We start from the raw sequence: 14,112 nt of genomic DNA, 5'->3' as shown, positions 1-14,112 counted from the left end.
TCGTCCGCGACGGCTACAGGAACCGCGAGAGCCCCGACTGTCTGCGCGGCCCGTCGCCCCCGGGGTCGGCCGCCCACGCGGTCCGTTCGTCGCGGAGCCCGTCGCGGTCGACCGCCGGCGGGTCGGCGGGGTCGTACGCGTCACAGCCCGCGCCGCAGTCGCGACCCGGGTCCACCACTCGGTCGAACCGCTCGCAGTACGGGCGGCCGTCGGCGGTCCCCGTCGCGTGCGCGCATCCCGGGGGCGCCGGACGCCACCCCTTTCCGTACGCGCGCTCCGCGATCCGGCGCCGCTTGCGGGCCAACGCGTCCGGGCCGGCGAGCGCCACGTCGGTCCGGAGCGACCGCTCGTCGCGGATCTCGACGCCGGGCGCATCGGGGTCGAGGGGGGACGGCTCGCGGACCACCTCGCGCTCGCCCGTCTCCGGGTCGAACCGCCAGACGCCGACCGGGTCGGGGATCCGGTTCAAGTGCGCGCGGGTGACGTACGAGGCGGTGGCGAGAATCGCCTCGTCGAACAGGCCGAGCGCGACGTCGTACCGCAGTTGGGCCGCCAGATCACCCGGCGTCCCGAGGTCGGGCTTGTTCTCGATCGCGGTCAGGGAGCCGATCCAGTTGTCGGGGTATCTGGCGGTCGCGCGCACGACCGGGCGCCCGTCGCGGCGCTCGCGTTCGAGGTAGCCGACCTCGGCCGCGCGTTCGACGACCGCCGCCGCCCGGTCCGGCGGGAGGTCGAACGCCTCGGTCACGGGGACCGCCTCCCCGGGCCCGACCGCCGCCTCGATCGCGGGGTCCGGGATCCGCTCGGGCGCGATCGCCGCCCGCCGATCGAACTCCGGTCCGGGTTCCAGCACGCAGACGTCGACGATCCGGCCGCCGGGGTTCGTGACCCCCGCGCCGAGCTGGCGGGCGACGACCCGGTCTGTCGATTCGAGCGCGGCGCACAGGGCCAGCTCGAACCGGAACTCCATGAAAGAGGTGAGGGGCGCCGGCGAGTAAAGCGCGTCGGCGCGGGCAGGGTTCGACCACGGCGAGCGGCAGGGGAGACGGGACCGCAACGGGAAGGCGGGACCGCGACGGGAGCGGCGGGGAAACGGGACCGCGCCGCCGCGGTCGAAACCGGTATTCCCGGCCGGCGCCAACGTCGACCATGCGCCGGGTCACCCGGAACCTCCTCGTCGCCATTGCGCTGGTCATCGTCGCCCTGCTCGCGTTGGGGGCCCTGCCGAGCTACCTCGGCAGCGGCGATCCCTACTACCTGACCGCCGAGCCGATCGAGACCGACGGGCCGGCCGTGGACGCGAACAACGTCTCGGAGCGCCGGTGGCCGTTCCTGACGAGCGCGCTCGCGAGCGACGACGGTCGCTCCGACCCGTACCGGGCCGACGCGTACGGGATCAAGAAGTGGTTCACCCACACGCCGTTCGACGAGGTGGACGCGCTCGCGCGACAGACCCCAGAGGCCGCGACCGGCGACGCGGTCCGCGTGCGGTACGAGGGGACGGTTTATCGCGTGGAGGTGGTTCGCCCGTGAGCGACGACGGTGAGCGCGCGAGCGACGAGGGCGACGCGCCCCGCCGCAACGACTCGGGCCGCGACGACGCGCCCGCCGCCGACCTCCGCGACCTCCCGGCCTTTTCCGACGGTCGCAACCACTCGCTGCCGGGCGAGCCGGAGTGGCCGGTACGGGAGGTCGCCGTCGAGTACGACCCCGGCTGGTTCGTCGGGGGGTACGACCGCGTCGAGCAGCCGGACGGCTCGGAGAAGAAGTACTACTGGGCGGAGCTGTCGCCGGCGACGGTCGTGATCGCGGTCGCCGACGGCGACGTGCTGTTCGTCGAGCAGTACCGCCCGACCGTGCGGAACACCCAGCTGGAGCTGCCCGCCGGGATCGTCGAGCGCGGCGAGTCGTACACCGCGGCCGGGGCGCGCGAGCTCGCCGAGGAGACCGGCTTCGCGCCCTCGTCGACGTCGCTGTTACAGGAGGTGTGGTGCTCGACGGGCGTGCTCCGGCACACGCGCGGGTACGTGTTCGCCGAGGGGCTGGAGCCGGTCGACGTCGACCACGACAGCAACGAGTTCCTCTCGCCGCGCGCGGTCCCGATCGAGGAGGCGCTGGAGGTCGCACGCGACCCGCCGACGAACGACGCGACGCTGGAGGGGCTGCTGCTCGCCGAGCGGGAGGGACTGCTGTAGGGGGAGACCGAATTTCGACGACGACGAGGGAGCGTGCGGCCCCGGAGCGAAGGCGACGAAACCCGACGAACGTCCAGTTCACGGGCGAGAAGCGGGGATATTAGTCGTCTCGGCCCCTGTCTATTACCATGAGTCAGACCTCGAAGCAGTCGGTGTTGCTGTCGGACGACCCGCCGCTCGACCTCCGTCTCTCGGAGTCGGAGCTGGAGGCGACCCGCGAGCGCGTCGTCGCGTTCATCGGGGACGTCGTCGACGACGCGGGCGCGGAGGGCGCCGTCCTCGGCCTCTCGGGCGGAGTCGATTCGACGCTGACCGCCTACCTCGCCGTCGAGGCCCTCGGCGAGGACGGGCTCCACGGGATCACGATGCCCTCGGCGGTGAACGACCCGGACGTGATGACCGACGCCGAGCGCGTCGCCCACGAGCTCGGGATCGAGTACGACGTGGTCGAGATCCAGCCGATCGCGGAGTCTTTCTTCGACGCATTCCCGGAGGCCGCGGCCGATCAGACGGCGGCCGGGAACGTGTACGTCCGGACCCGCGCGGTCCTCAATTACCTCGTCGCCAACGCGGAGAACCGGGTCGTGCTCGGGACGGGGAACCGCGCGGAGGCGATGACCGGCTACTACACGAAGTACGGCGACCAGGCGGTCGACTGCAACCCGATCGGGAACCTCTACAAACAGCAGGTCCGGCAGCTGGCCGCGCACGTCGGCGTCCCGCGCGAGCTCGTGATGCAGGAGCCGACCGCGGGGATGTGGGAGGGCCAGACCGACGCGGAGGAGATTGGCCTCGACTACGACACCGTCGACGCGATCCTCGCCGTCCACGTCGACGGCGGGCTCTCCCGGGCGGCGACGGTCCGCGAGCTCGACGTGCCCGCCGAGGCCGTCGACCGCGTCGTCGAGCTCCACGATCGCAGCGCTCACAAGCGGTCGATGCCGCCGGCTCCGGAGCGGTAAGCGGCGTCAGCGGGGACGGCGAGGGCCGGAGCGGAGAGCGGGCCGAAGCGGAGAGCGGGCCGAAGCGGAGGGAGTCGGAACGGAGAGCGGGCCGAAGCGGAGAGCGGGCCGAAGCGGAGAGCGGGCCGTTCAGGCGTCGTGCGCCCGTTGTTTCGTGACCTCCGCGATACCGGCGTTGGCCGAGCAGTTCGGGCACGCGTGGATCCGGCCGCGCGCGTCCGAAAACACGCGGGCGAACCGGTCGGAGACGTGCGCGTCGCAGTGTTCACACGTGGGCATGGCAGGGGCTCCCCTCGTGCGAGGTGGCGTCGTGTATCATGGTGTTCTGTGCGTGTGAGAGTTGGTCACGAACACCTAAGTGGGCTTTCCGAACTCCGGCCCAAATTACGCCCAAAACGCCGGCCGCCGGGGGACGGGGGGCGGTCAGAACGCTCGCAGGTCTTCGAGCACGGCTAGCGCGGAGCCGTCGTCAACGGCCCCGCGGGCGGCGTCGAGTCCCTCCTCGATCGAGTCGGCGTCCTCGCGGGCGTAGATCCGGAGCGCGGCGTTGACCGCGACCGCGTCGGCGAAGGCGTCGTCGCGCTCGCCGGACAGCACCTCCTCCGTGATCCGCGCGGAGTCGACGGCGACGTCGTCGACCGCGAGGTCCGCCTCTTCGAGGTCCATCCCGTACTCGGCGGTCTCGATCTCGAAGTCGTCGAACGACGCGCCCTCGCTGCCGGCCGCGTCGCCGTCGTCCGCGCTCGCTCCCTCGCCGTCGCTCGCGGGGGCCGCGTCCCACTCGGCGACCTTGGTGTAGCCGGGCCGCACGTCGTCGTACCCCTCCATGCCCTGGAACATCAGGACGCGGTCGAGGTCGTGGAACTCGCTCTCGACGAACGTGTCGACCACCTTCTTCGCGAACGCGAGGTGGTAGAAGGAGCCGAGGTGGACGGACGCGCCGGCGGGGTTCGCCAGCGTCTCGATCGTGTTGACGAACGTGCGGACCCCCATCATGTCCCGGCGGTCGAACAGGTCGTCGATCGCGGGGTTGAACGCGGGCTGGTAGTAGAAGCCGAAGCCGGTCTCGTCGACCATGTCGGCCGAGTCCGCGGGGGTCAACTCGGTGTGGACGCCGAGCTCTTCCAAGACGTGCTTGTAGGCGTCCTGCTTCTGCGTGGGGACGCGGTCGCCCGAGTGGACGACGACGGGGGTGCCCGCGGCGGCCGCGACCGCCCCGGCCGCGACGCCGAGGATCGCGGAGCGCCCCTTGCCGTCGTAGTTGGCGCCGCAGTCGACGGGGTCGGCGTCGGGTTCGGCGTACTCGACGCGCTCGCACATCACGTCGACGTACGCGCCAAGTTCCTCGGGCGTGTTCCGCTTCCAGCGGTTCGCGAGCCAGAACGCCCCGAGCGTCGTCGGGTCGGGCTCGTCCGCGAGGATGCGTTCGAACGCCTCGGTCGCCTGTGCGCGCGTCAGGTCGTCGGCCGACTTGTGGCCGGAGCCGCAGACCTCGGTCATCAGCCGCTTGAGGGGCCAGTCGCCGAACTCCTGAGTCGCCTGAGCCATACGCGTCGTTCGGGTCCTCGGACGAAAAGTCCCTCGCTCGGCTCCCGTGCGGTGGGAACCGACCGGCCGAGATCGAACCCGGCGAGAGCGGCCCCGTCAAGTGCAGGCCCGGCGAGAGCGGACCCGGCGGGTGCAGGCCCGGCGAGTGCGCGCGAGCGACGAGCCCACCGACGCGACCGTCTCTCTCCGGTTCCGTGGTACTGAATCACACACACTAAACCACCAATCGTTGTGTTTTATCTTCTTACACTGTACATTCTAAGTACTCTATCGTCACTAGAGTTTGTAACACACCAAGATAAGCGTTAGAGTTATATGTATGTCCATCCAGTAAAGAATTGTTCCCGATGACGTCCAAATCCGTGGCCACCGCACTCACGCTGTATCGCGCCCGCACTCTGACGCTCGAACAGGCCGCCACCGTCGGCGGCTGCTCGGCGGCGGAGTTGGAGGAGAGCGCCCGGGCGTTCGCGCCGGCGCCCGGGGCGGCCCCCGCTGACGACTGACTCCTCCGCGACGACCGACGGTTCCCGGAACCGCTGACCACCTCCGAAACCGGTAGGTACGCGCGGTCCCAACGGAACGCAATGAGTTTGGACGCCGATTGGCGGGCCGACATCGACTCGGTCGACGCCGTGCTCATCGACGAGTTCCAGAGCGACTTCCCCGTCGAGTCGCGCCCGTTCGAGCGGGTCGCCGGCGAGATCGCGGCCGAGACGGGCGTCGACGTCGACGCCGCGGCGGTGCTCGACCGCGTCCGCGACCTCCGCGAGCGGGGGGTGTTCCGGCGGTTCGGCGCGGTGCTCAATCCGCCCGTCATCGGCTCGTCGACGCTGGCGGCGGTGCGGGCGCCCGACGAGCGGTTCGACGAGATCGCCGACGTGATCAACGGCTACCGGCAGGTGAACCACAACTATCGTCGCGACCACGAGTGGAACCAGTGGTTCGTCGTCACCGCGGGCTCCCGCGAGACGCGCGACGCGATCCTCGCGGAGATCGAGGATCGGACCGGCTGCGAGGTGCTGGCCCTCCCGATGCTGACAGACTACTACATCGACCTGGAGTTCCCCGTGGTGAACGGGGACCGGTTCGCGCGCGAGTCGCTCGACCACACGGCGGTCTCCGCCACCCGCATCTCGGAGGACGCCCGGGGCGACCTGACCGCGTTGGAGGCCGATCTCCTCCTGGCGATCCAAGACGGCTTCCCGCTGTCGGCGACCCCCTACGCCGACGTGGCGGCCGAGATCGACGCCCCCCTCGACGACGTCCTCGCGGCGGTCGATCGCCTCCTCGCGGACGGCTGTATCAAGCGGATCGGCTGCGTCGTCAACCACGTCGTCACCGGGTTCACGAACAACTGCATGGTCGTCTGGGACGTGCCCGACGACGAGCTCGACGAGCGCGGCGAGGCGGTCGGGAGCCTCCCGTACGTCACGCTCTGTTACCACCGCCCGCGCCGGCCCGAACAGGAGTGGGAGTACAACCTGTTCACGATGATCCACGGGCGCGAGGCCGAGGCGGTCGACGCGAAGATCGACGAGCTGGCGGCCGAGCACCTCCCGTTCGACCACGAGCGGCTCTACTCCACGGAGACGCTGAAACAGACCGGCGCGCAGTACGAGGACCTCGTCGCCGACGAAGAGGAGTGAGGAAGGGGTCTATCGGGGTTCAGTCGGTTCAGTCGTCGCCGAGCGACGGCGACGAGCCGTCCGCGTCGGTGCCGGGCGCGTCGCGGCCGCGGCCGCGGACGCCGGCGTCGAGCCCGCTCCCCGCACCGAGCCGATCGAGCGCGTCCGCGCCGGCGACCGCGACGACGACGAAGCCGACCTTCGAGACGACGTCGAGGTAGACGAACACGAGCATCTCCGTGGAGCCCGTCAGGAGCCCGAGCCCGGTGGGCGCGAGCACCCACACGACGGGGTACAGCGTCCAGAGGACGACCGTGATGTTCCGGAGCGTCCCGAAGACGGCGCGGACGCGGTCCCCCTCGGCCGACGCCGAGCGCGGGAGCGCGGCGAGCAGGCCGTAAACGAGCGCGGCGTACGCCGCCGCGGCGACGCCGAACAGGGCCCACGAGAGCGTGCCGGCGGTGACGACCGCGGCGGTCCCGCCGGCGATGATCACCACGTCGACCGCGATCAGCCCGGCGAGCAGCCGGCGCGACGGCCGCGCGAGCAGCCCGAGGTACAGGATCAGCAGCGGCGTCGTTATCAGCCAGTCGACGTAGCGGGCGACCTCGAGGTCGCCGCCGGGCGTCGACAGCACGCCGAAGCCGAGCGCCATCGCGAGGTACGCGAGCGCCGCGACCCCGGTGACGCCGGTGAGAGTGGCGTAGTACCGCGCGTGCGACTCGCCGGTCTCGGACGACCCCGTGAGCCACGCCCACAGCGGCGGGACCGTGCCCGCGCCCATCGCGAGGACGCCGAGCCACGCCCATATCGTCGTGTCGGCGATCATCTCGGGTCACCTCCCTCCCCGGCGGCGCCGTCGTCGGGCGCGCCGGACGAGAAGTCGAAGGCGGAGTCGTCTCCCCCGCCGTCGGTTCCGGGGTCGCCGCCGCCCGCCGTCCCGCCGTCGGAGACCGCCGTCGCCGTCGCGGGCTCCGGGCCCCCTCCGAGCGCGTCGTCGGCCGCGAACTCGAAGCCGCCGACGGCGTCGCGCAGGCTGCGGGCCCGGTCGGAGAGCGACTCGGCGGCGGTCTCGACCGCCCCGAGGGTCCGCTCCTGCTCGTCGACCGCGCCGGTGACGTCGCCGGCCGCGCCGGCGGTCTGCGCGCTGATCGCGGAGACGTCCTCGACGTGGCCGACGACCGCGTCCACGGAGTCGGCCTGCGTCTCCGTGGCGCGGGTGATCTCGGTCATGCTGGTGTCGGTGCGCTCGGAGGCCTCCGCGAGCCGTTCGAGCGCGTCGATCGACGTCTCGACGGTCTCGACGCCGGCGGAGATCCGCTCTTCGGTGCGCTCCATCGCGTTCGCGCCCGTCTCCGCGCGCTCCTGTACGGAGTGGATCCGCGCTTCGATCTCGCTCGCGGACTCCTGCGTCTCCTCGGCGAGCGCCTTCACCTCCTCGGCGACGACCGCGAAGCCGGCGCCCTCCGCGCCGGACCGGGCCGCCTCGATCGACGCGTTGAGCGCGAGCAGGTTCGTCTGCTCGGCGATCTCCGAGATGGTGTCGACGACCTCGCCGATCTCCTCGACCTCCGCGGCGAGCGCCTCGACCTCGGCGGTCGTCTCCGCGGTCGTCTCCTCGACCGCGTCCATCTCCGCGAGCGCCTCCTCCGCGGCCTCCCGTCCCTCCTCGCCGACCGCCGCGGCGTGCTCCGCGGTCTCGGCCACGTCGGTGACGGTGGAGGCGACCTCCTCGGCCGACGACGCGAGGTTCTCCGCCTCGTCGGTCGCCGCCTGGAGGTCGTCGCGCTGGGTGCGCGCCCCCTCGGCGATCTCCCCGACCGCCTCGCTCACGGTCCCGGTCGTCGCCCGCAGGCTCTCCGTGCGGTCGTCGACGGTGCCGGCGACGTCGGCGGTGTCCTCGGCGACCGTCGCGACCGACGCCACCGTCCCCTCCAGCTCGTCGGCCATCTCGTTGAAGGCGGCGCCGACCCGAGCCATCGCCTCGTTGTCGCTCTCGGTGTCGACGCGCTGGGTCAGGTCGCCGTCGGCGAGCGCCCGCATGGCCGACTCGTACTCGGTCGCCTTGCGCTCGACCGTCTCGGCTCGCTGCGTCGCCTCCCGGCGGGCCTCCTCGGCCTCCCGGCGGGCGGTCTCCGCGTCGTCGATCTCGGCGCGGAGCGAGCCGCGCATGGCGTCGAACGCCTCGAACAGCCGACCGATCTCGTCGGTCCGGCCGGTCTCGAGCGTCACGTCGAGGTCGCCCTCGGCCATCCGCTCCGCCTTCGTCGTGAGCTGGCGCAGCGAGATGACCGTGTTCGACCCGACCGTGACGCCGATGAGCGCGAGCCCGATCACCGTCAGCAGCGTCATCCCGATGAGGCCGGAGCGGATCTCCGCGCCGACCGCGCCGATTCCCTCCGTCCGGAGGTAGACGACGGCCCCGTACGTGACTGAGATCCCCGTGACGCCGATCAGCGACAGCGCGAGCTTCGCGCCGTAGCTCGACCGGACGCCGGAGAACGGTCCCTCTTGCATGATGTATCGATCCACAGGGAAAGCATCAGGATAATAACTTGGGCAAAAATATCAATCATGAGAACCCTGCGGCGCGAAGTCGGTCGGAGACCCCGTCGACCGACGGGCGGCCCGACGCCGACCCGAGATCGAGGGGAACGAGGTGGACCGGTACGTTCACAGGGATTGCGCCCCCCGGGCAGGTATGTCCGACGCGTTCGATCGGCTCGGGTACGGGACGTACAAGCTGGCGGACGGCGAGGAGTGCGTCGCCGGGGTCGCCCACGCGGTCGAGACGGGGTACCGCCACGTCGACACCGCGCAGGGGTACGACAACGAGGCGTCGGTGTCGGCGGGGATCGACCGCACCGACGTCGATCGCGACGACCTGTTCGTCGCGACGAAGCTCTCGACGGACAACCTCTCGTACGACGACGCCACCGCGACCGCGCGGGTGAGCCGGGACCGGCTCGGCGTCGACTCGATCGACCTCCTGTACGTCCACTGGCCGATCAACACATACGACCCCGACGAGACGCTGCCCGCCCTCGACGACCTCGTCGACGAGGGCGTCGCCGACCGGATCGGGCTCTCGAACTTCCGTCCCGACCAGCTCGAGGCGGCTATCGACCGGCTCGACCACGACGTGTTCGCCCATCAGGTCGAGTGCCACCCCCTGCTCCGCCAGCCGGAGCTTCGCGAGCTCGCGGTCGAGCACGGCCACTGGCTCGTCGCGTACTCGCCGATCGCGCGCAACCGAGTCGCCGACGTGGACGTCCTGCGAGATATCGCCGCGAAGCACGACGCGAGCCCGGCGCAGGTGAGCCTCGCCTGGCTGCTCTCGAAAGAGCGGGTCGCGCCGATCCCGAAGGCCGCGAGCGCCGATCACGTCGAGGCGAACTGGGCGGCGCGCGACCTCGACCTCGATCCCGTGGACGTCGAGCGGATCGACGCTCTCGACCGCGAGGATCGAGTCGTCGACTTCGACGAGGCGCCGTGGAATCACGGGTGACGGGAGGACCTCCCGGCCGGTTCGGTATATAGCCGTCCGGAGCCGATCCCACCGCTACGACCCTCTCATAGTCGGTTTTACGTCGGTTCCGGCCGACGCCAACACCGTGACCGACCCCGAGACCGATCCCGCCGGTCGGCCGGCGCTGCTCGCCGCGACGCCGAGCGCGGAGTGGGTCGCCGGATGGCTCCGCGCGCTCGCCCTGCTCGCCGGCGCGACGGCGCTGTTGCTCGCGCTGATCGCGTTCGAGCTCCTCGTTCGGCTCTGAGCGGGGCGCGGCGGTCGCGGCGGAATCGCCGCAGCGACGTCGCCGAGCCCCCGCCGTCGCCCGAGGCGGAACTGAACGCCGCGTCGCACCGAACCGCGACCCTGACGTCCCGTCCGTCGCGATTTCACTTCCGCTTTCGGGCGCGTTTTTAAAAGGCGTCGGGACGACGTGACGGATATGGCCCAGTCCACGTTCGACGACGACGACCTGTTCGGGGAGGCGGCCGCGGAGACGCGCGCGGAGGTCGAAGAACACCTCGCGGCCGCTCGGGCGGAGCTCCCCGACGCGGACGACGTGTGGGAGACGGACGCGGACAACGTGCTCGGCACCCTCAACGGGCTCAAATCCGCCCTAGACGTCGGCGACGCGATCGGCTCCGTCCGGTCGGCGAAGAAGGCGTACGTGCTCGGGGAGCGCGCCGACGCCTTCGAGGACGCCGACGATCTGAAAGCCGAGATCGAGGAGCTGGAGTCGCTCGTCGGCGACATCGAGAGCGCCGCCGAGGAGGTCGCCTCGCTCACCGGCACCGTCCCCGCGATCCGCGGGGCCCTGCAGGACGCGGCGGAGGCCGCCGAGGAAGGCGACGAGTAGGGTCCCCCGTTTTCACTCGGACTCCCGCTCGACGACCGCCGCCGCGAGCGACGCGAGCGCGTCGCTCGCGAGGCTCAGGAGCTCCTCGCCGCGCTCGGCGTCGCCGGCGGTCGGGTCGCCGACGATGCCGTTCTCGGTGAATTCGTCGGAGTCGTGCGCGAGGTTCACGCCCGAGACCCACTCGCCCCAGCGGTCGGCGGCGCCCTCGCCCGCGGCCGCGACGCGGTCCTCGCGGACGAGGTCGGGGTTCGTCGCGCGCAGCAGCGCCGTCTCCAGCGGGCCGGCGTGGCCCATGTCGGCCCCGTGCTCGTCGACCGCCTCGAACCACGTGAACGCGACGGCGTAGCCGTCGTGGGCGTCGTCCCGGGAGAATCGCCGGGCGACCTCCGCGAGCGCCGCCACGTTGCCGCCGTGGCCGTTGACGAACACGATCCGGTCGATCCCGTGGTGCGGCAGCGATTCGGCCGCCTCGCGGACGTACGCGCGGAAGGCGTCCGGCGAGACCCACATCGTCCCGTCGAAGGCGCGGTGCTCCTCGGCGACGCCGACGGGGATCGGCGGGGCGACCGCGACCTCGCCGGCGGTATCGCCGGGCCCCTCCGTCGCGTCTCCGTCCGCCGATTCGCCTTCCGTCTCCTCGTACGCCGCCGCCCCGGCCTCCGCGACCGCGACGGCGTCGAGCGTGTCGGTCCCGAGGGGCGCGTGGGGGCCGTGCTGTTCGGTGCTGCCGACGGGGACGAACGCGACGTCGACGTCGGCGTCGCGCACGTCGGTCCAGGTGGCGTCCGTGAGTCGCATGCGGTCCCTTCGACGGGACGCGCCGTATAGCCGACGGTCGGACGAGGGGATCGACCGCGAACGGACCGCGAGTCGCCCCGGGAGTTATTCCGATCCGCGATGACAGTCACCTCATGAGTAATGAGAACGAAGACCGCGGTCGAACGGCGGGGGTGACGTTCGGACCGCTGAAGCGGGCGCTTCGCGAGCACGCCTATCCGGTGTCGGTCGCGGAGTTGATCGAGCAGTACGGCGGCTTCGAGCTGGAGACCGGGAGCGGGGGCGAGCGGCTCGAAACCACGCTGGAGCGGTGCGAGCGGACGCGGTTCCACGAGCCGCGCGAGGTGCGCGACGCGATCCTCGACGCGCTGGGCGAGGAGCCGAGAGGGGAGGCACCGACCGCGGGAGAGCGCGGGGAGGAGAGCGAGGCCGACGGCGCCGACGACTGGAGTCAGCTGTCGACGTGAGCGGCCCGAGGGGAGGCGTCGGGGCGCTTCGGCCCGTCCCGTCCCGCCTCAGTCGTCGTCGGTCTCCGCGTCCTCGATCAGGCGCGCGGTGCGCTTCTGCGCGCGGTCGATGAACTCCTGCGGGAGCTCGTCGATCTCGCCGGCCTGCACGCCCCAGAGGTGGGCGTACAGCCCCCCGTTGTCGAGCAGCTCCCCGTGGGTCCCGCGCTCGACGACCTCGCCGCCCTCCAACACGAGGATGGTGTCGGCGTCCTTGATCGTGGAGAGCCGGTGCGCGATGGCGAACGTCGTCCGATCGGCCGTAAGCCGGTCGAGCGAGCGCTGGATCAGCATCTCCGTCTCGGTGTCGACGTCCGAGGTCGCCTCGTCGAGGACGAGGATGTCGGGGTCCTTGAGGACCGCCCGCGCGATGGTGACGCGCTGGCGCTGCCCGCCGGAGAGCTTCACGCCGCGCTCGCCGACCATCGTGTCGTAGCCGTCCGGGAGGTTCTCGATGAACTCGTGGGCCTCCGCGGCCTTCGCGGCCTCGCGGACCTCCTCGTCGGTCGCCTCGAACGTGCCGTACGTGATGTTCTCGCGGACGGTCCCGTAGAACAGGTACGACGACTGGCCGACGTAGCCGATCGACCGGCGGAGCGACTTGAGCGTCACGTCGCGGACGTTCTGCCCGTCGATCCGGATGGCGCCGTCGTCGACGTCGTACATCCGGAGCAGGAGCTTGAGCACCGTGGACTTGCCGGCGCCGGTCGGGCCCACCAAGGCGAGCGTCTCGCCGCCCTCGACTTCGAAGTCGACGTCGGAGACGATGGTCTCCTCGTCGTAGCCGAAGCTCACGTCGTCGTAGACCACGTCGCCGTCGTCGACGACCAGCTCCTCGGCGTCCGGGTCCTCGGCGAGCCGCGAGGGCTCGTCCATCAGACCGAAGATCCGCGCGGAGGAGGCGCGGGCGCGCTGGTACATGTTGATGATCTGCCCGAACTGCGCCATCGGCCAGATGAACCGCTGGGTGTAGAGGATGAAGACGACGAACATCCCCTCGGAGAGCTCGCCGGAGAACGGGCCGGGCGGACCCTGGAACACCCACAGTCCGCCGATGATGAACGTGATCACGAAGCCGATCCCGGCGAGCACGCGGAGCGCCGGGAAGAACTTGATCCGGGTCGTGATCGCGTCCCAGTTGGCGCCGAAGTAGTCCATCGAGACATCGTCGACGCGGTCGGACTCGTACGGCTCGGTGTTCGACGACTTGATCACCTGAATACCGCCGAGGTTGTTCTCCAGCCGGGAGTTCATCTTACCGACCGTCGACCGCACCTCGGCGTACTTCGGCTGGATGGTCTTGATGAACAGGTAGGTGAACCCGGCGATGATCGGGACCGGAAGCAGCGCGACCAAGGCGAGCTGCCAGTTGATCCAGAACAGCAGGACACCGATCCCGACCACCATCACGGACAGGCGGAACACGGAGTTCATCCCGTCGTTGAGGAACCGCTCCAGCCGGTTCACGTCGTTCGAGAGGATGGACATCATCTCCCCGGTCTGCTTGTCAGAGAAGAACTCCATGTTGAGCCGCTGCATCTTGTCGTAGGTGTCCGTCCGGACGTCGTGTTGGATGTTCTGCGCGAACGCGTTGAACCCCCAGTTCCGGATCCAGTGGAACCCCGCGCCGAAGAGGAACGCCCCGGCCAGCACCGCGATCGTGAACCAGAACTGCTCGGTCTGCGCGGTCGGGAGCCACGCGTCCGGTAGCAACACGAGCGGGATCTGCTCGTTGAACGGGGCCTCGCCGCGGAAGATCGCGTCGAGGGCGATACCGAGCATAAGCGGCGGGAGGAGGTCGAGGAGCCGCGCGAAGACGCTGGCGAGGACACCGACGGAGACCTGCGGGAGGTAGTCGCGACCGTACTCGAGGAACAGGCGTTTCATCGGGTTATCGATCTTGTCCCGTTGTTCCTCGAAGGGGTCGTCTTCTTCCCATTCGACGCTACTCATTACCGTTTCATATCGTATCGCGCCGCAAATAGGTTTCCTTCGAACCGAAATACATCGGCGGAAATCTCCGGTTTCGAAGGCCAACGACCGCGTTTCTGTCGTCGGCTACCCCTGCGAGCACGAGCGGCCCCTCACACCTGCCGGCGTTCGACGGACGGGTCGACGTCGGCGGCGGC

The 14,112-nt window shown here is 70.7% G+C and carries 16 protein-coding genes; 9 read left to right on the top strand and 7 right to left on the bottom strand.

The window, feature by feature from the left end:
• Positions 1-13: 13 nt before the first annotated feature.
• On the bottom strand, positions 14-970 hold the full coding sequence (locus DJ73_RS00340) for a DUF5787 family protein (protein WP_094557034.1): 957 nt from the start codon (positions 968-970) through the stop codon (positions 14-16).
• A 179-nt stretch (positions 971-1,149) separates the two neighbouring features.
• On the opposite strand from DJ73_RS00340, the gene DJ73_RS00335 reads away from it, so the two are divergent.
• The 3 genes from DJ73_RS00335 (at position 1,150) to DJ73_RS00325 (ending at position 3,157) form a co-directional block, all read left to right on the top strand.
• Entirely contained in the window at positions 1,150-1,533 is a 384-nt protein-coding gene (locus tag DJ73_RS00335; protein WP_094522297.1) for a hypothetical protein, read from the top strand.
• Positions 1,530-2,195 (top strand): NUDIX hydrolase, encoded by a 666-nt coding sequence (locus DJ73_RS00330; protein ID WP_394338268.1) that lies wholly within the window; start codon positions 1,530-1,532, stop codon positions 2,193-2,195. The genes DJ73_RS00335 and DJ73_RS00330 overlap by 4 nt, the downstream gene beginning before the upstream one ends.
• Before the next feature lie 128 nt (positions 2,196-2,323).
• Positions 2,324-3,157 carry an NAD+ synthase gene (locus DJ73_RS00325; protein WP_094522298.1) on the top strand — a complete coding sequence of 278 codons (834 nt, stop codon included), beginning with the start codon at positions 2,324-2,326 and terminating at the stop codon, positions 3,155-3,157.
• A gap of 129 nt (positions 3,158-3,286) precedes the next feature.
• Here the strand turns inward: DJ73_RS00325 and DJ73_RS20020 are convergent, their stop codons facing one another.
• Both DJ73_RS20020 and DJ73_RS00320 read right to left on the bottom strand, forming a co-directional pair.
• The gene (locus DJ73_RS20020) at positions 3,287-3,436 is read right to left on the bottom strand and encodes a hypothetical protein (protein WP_170938266.1); all 150 of its coding nucleotides are present in this window, start codon (positions 3,434-3,436) and stop codon (positions 3,287-3,289) included.
• 144 nt (positions 3,437-3,580) lie between these two features.
• On the bottom strand, positions 3,581-4,705 hold the full coding sequence (locus DJ73_RS00320) for an anthranilate phosphoribosyltransferase (protein WP_094527628.1): 1,125 nt from the start codon (positions 4,703-4,705) through the stop codon (positions 3,581-3,583).
• Between the two features lie 347 nt (positions 4,706-5,052).
• Here DJ73_RS00320 and DJ73_RS20015 point away from each other — a divergent pair, with 347 nt between their 5' ends.
• Together DJ73_RS20015 and DJ73_RS00315 are read left to right on the top strand one after the other, a co-directional pair.
• Entirely contained in the window at positions 5,053-5,211 is a 159-nt protein-coding gene (locus DJ73_RS20015) for a hypothetical protein (protein ID WP_170938267.1), read from the top strand.
• An 81-nt stretch (positions 5,212-5,292) separates the two neighbouring features.
• Positions 5,293-6,354 (top strand): Lrp/AsnC family transcriptional regulator, encoded by a 1,062-nt coding sequence (locus DJ73_RS00315; RefSeq protein WP_094557033.1) that lies wholly within the window; start codon positions 5,293-5,295, stop codon positions 6,352-6,354.
• A gap of 28 nt (positions 6,355-6,382) precedes the next feature.
• Here the strand turns inward: DJ73_RS00315 and DJ73_RS00310 are convergent, their stop codons facing one another.
• A complete protein-coding gene (locus DJ73_RS00310; protein ID WP_094522301.1) occupies positions 6,383-7,162 on the bottom strand; it encodes a bacteriorhodopsin in 780 nt (259 codons plus the stop codon).
• Positions 7,159-8,850 (bottom strand): methyl-accepting chemotaxis protein, encoded by a 1,692-nt coding sequence (locus tag DJ73_RS00305; protein ID WP_094557038.1) that lies wholly within the window; start codon positions 8,848-8,850, stop codon positions 7,159-7,161. Before DJ73_RS00305 ends, DJ73_RS00310 begins: the two co-directional genes overlap by 4 nt.
• Before the next feature lie 184 nt (positions 8,851-9,034).
• On the opposite strand from DJ73_RS00305, the gene DJ73_RS00300 reads away from it, so the two are divergent.
• The 3 genes from DJ73_RS00300 (at position 9,035) to DJ73_RS00295 (ending at position 10,700) form a co-directional block, all read left to right on the top strand.
• A complete protein-coding gene (locus DJ73_RS00300; RefSeq protein ID WP_094522302.1) occupies positions 9,035-9,841 on the top strand; it encodes an aldo/keto reductase in 807 nt (268 codons plus the stop codon).
• Positions 9,842-9,947: 106 nt separating this feature from the next.
• Entirely contained in the window at positions 9,948-10,109 is a 162-nt protein-coding gene (locus DJ73_RS20010) for a hypothetical protein (protein WP_170938268.1), read from the top strand.
• A gap of 177 nt (positions 10,110-10,286) precedes the next feature.
• Positions 10,287-10,700, top strand: a complete 414-nt coding sequence (locus DJ73_RS00295; RefSeq protein ID WP_094522303.1) for a DUF5790 family protein — start codon at positions 10,287-10,289, stop codon at positions 10,698-10,700.
• 12 nt (positions 10,701-10,712) lie between these two features.
• On the opposite strand, the gene DJ73_RS00290 is transcribed toward DJ73_RS00295, so the two are convergent.
• Positions 10,713-11,498: a creatininase family protein gene (locus DJ73_RS00290; protein ID WP_094557032.1), complete on the bottom strand. Its 786-nt coding sequence runs from the start codon at positions 11,496-11,498 to the stop codon at positions 10,713-10,715.
• Between the two features lie 113 nt (positions 11,499-11,611).
• Here DJ73_RS00290 and DJ73_RS00285 point away from each other — a divergent pair, with 113 nt between their 5' ends.
• On the top strand, positions 11,612-11,944 hold the full coding sequence (locus tag DJ73_RS00285) for a hypothetical protein (protein WP_094522305.1): 333 nt from the start codon (positions 11,612-11,614) through the stop codon (positions 11,942-11,944).
• Positions 11,945-11,992: 48 nt separating this feature from the next.
• Here DJ73_RS00285 and DJ73_RS00280 read toward each other — a convergent pair whose 3' ends face one another.
• Positions 11,993-13,936, bottom strand: coding sequence for an ABC transporter ATP-binding protein (locus DJ73_RS00280; protein WP_094522306.1), 1,944 nt, complete (start codon positions 13,934-13,936; stop codon positions 11,993-11,995).
• Between the last annotated feature and the right edge of the window lie 176 nt (positions 13,937-14,112).

It is taken from the genome of Halorubrum sp. Ea1, assembly GCF_002252965.1.
GTDB lineage: Archaea > Halobacteriota > Halobacteria > Halobacteriales > Haloferacaceae > Halorubrum.
This window is presented reverse-complemented; position numbering and strand designations above follow the sequence as displayed.

Coding starts and splice junctions, on each gene's coding strand:
- DJ73_RS00340 (WP_094557034.1), bottom strand. CDS start 970: ATGGAGTTCCGGTTCGAGCTGGCCCTGTGCGCCGCGCTCGAATCGACA.
- DJ73_RS00335 (WP_094522297.1), top strand. CDS start 1,150: ATGCGCCGGGTCACCCGGAACCTCCTCGTCGCCATTGCGCTGGTCATC.
- DJ73_RS00325 (WP_094522298.1), top strand. CDS start 2,324: ATGAGTCAGACCTCGAAGCAGTCGGTGTTGCTGTCGGACGACCCGCCG.
- DJ73_RS00295 (WP_094522303.1), top strand. CDS start 10,287: ATGGCCCAGTCCACGTTCGACGACGACGACCTGTTCGGGGAGGCGGCC.
- DJ73_RS00305 (WP_094557038.1), bottom strand. CDS start 8,850: ATGCAAGAGGGACCGTTCTCCGGCGTCCGGTCGAGCTACGGCGCGAAG.
- DJ73_RS00310 (WP_094522301.1), bottom strand. CDS start 7,162: ATGATCGCCGACACGACGATATGGGCGTGGCTCGGCGTCCTCGCGATG.
- DJ73_RS20015 (WP_170938267.1), top strand. CDS start 5,053: ATGACGTCCAAATCCGTGGCCACCGCACTCACGCTGTATCGCGCCCGC.
- DJ73_RS00315 (WP_094557033.1), top strand. CDS start 5,293: ATGAGTTTGGACGCCGATTGGCGGGCCGACATCGACTCGGTCGACGCC.
- DJ73_RS00300 (WP_094522302.1), top strand. CDS start 9,035: ATGTCCGACGCGTTCGATCGGCTCGGGTACGGGACGTACAAGCTGGCG.
- DJ73_RS00285 (WP_094522305.1), top strand. CDS start 11,612: ATGAGTAATGAGAACGAAGACCGCGGTCGAACGGCGGGGGTGACGTTC.
- DJ73_RS20020 (WP_170938266.1), bottom strand. CDS start 3,436: ATGCCCACGTGTGAACACTGCGACGCGCACGTCTCCGACCGGTTCGCC.
- DJ73_RS00320 (WP_094527628.1), bottom strand. CDS start 4,705: ATGGCTCAGGCGACTCAGGAGTTCGGCGACTGGCCCCTCAAGCGGCTG.
- DJ73_RS00280 (WP_094522306.1), bottom strand. CDS start 13,936: ATGAGTAGCGTCGAATGGGAAGAAGACGACCCCTTCGAGGAACAACGG.
- DJ73_RS00290 (WP_094557032.1), bottom strand. CDS start 11,498: ATGCGACTCACGGACGCCACCTGGACCGACGTGCGCGACGCCGACGTC.